The sequence below is a fragment of the Streptomyces sp. YS-3 genome, from assembly GCF_045257485.1.
GTDB lineage: Bacteria > Actinomycetota > Actinomycetes > Streptomycetales > Streptomycetaceae > Streptomyces.
On the sequence record NZ_JBJHPC010001219.1, the window covers coordinates 1 to 539 of the forward strand.

Annotated in this window: 1 protein-coding gene and 1 pseudogene; both read left to right on the forward strand. The window is 81.6% G+C overall.

The annotated features are described in order from the left end of the window. A pseudogene (locus ACJA3G_RS38390) lies at positions 1–209 on the forward strand (hypothetical protein); the annotation flags it as partial. Next, on the forward strand, positions 209–539 hold a 331-nt coding region (locus ACJA3G_RS38395), incomplete at its 3' end, for a ferritin-like domain-containing protein (protein WP_406557593.1). The pseudogene ACJA3G_RS38390 and the gene ACJA3G_RS38395, both read left to right, overlap by 1 nt.

The window sequence follows — 539 nt, forward strand, 5'->3', positions numbered from 1 at the left end:
GGCCCTCAGCGCCCGCGCCGGCCGTCCCCGCGGTCCCCGCCGACCCCGCCGAGGCGCTGCGGGAGCTGGCGGCGGCGGCCCGCCAGGTCTCCGACACCCAGCTGGCGGCGCTGACCGGGGCGCCGCCCGAACTCGCCCGGCTGCTGGCCTCGGTCGCCGCGGCGGGCGCGGTCCACGCGTATCTGCTGACCCGGCGGGAGGGCGTCTGATGGCAGCTCTGGAGGCGGCCCAGGCCGCGCTGGCCGCGGAGCACGCGGCGGTGTACGGGTACGGGGTGCTCGGTGGCCGCGTCGGCGAGCCGCGCGGGGCCGAGGCCCGGGAGGCGTACGCGGCCCACCGCGCCCGGCGCGACGCGCTCACCCGGACCGTGCGCGACCTGGGCGCCGCCCCGGTCGCCTCGGCGCCCGCGTACGCGCTGCCGTTCCCGGTACCGGACACGGAGGCGGCGGTGCGGCTCGCGGCAGAGCTGGAGGACCGGGTGGCCGGGGTCTACTCCGATCTGGTGCGCGCGGCCGAGGGCCCGCTGCGCCGGGAGGCGG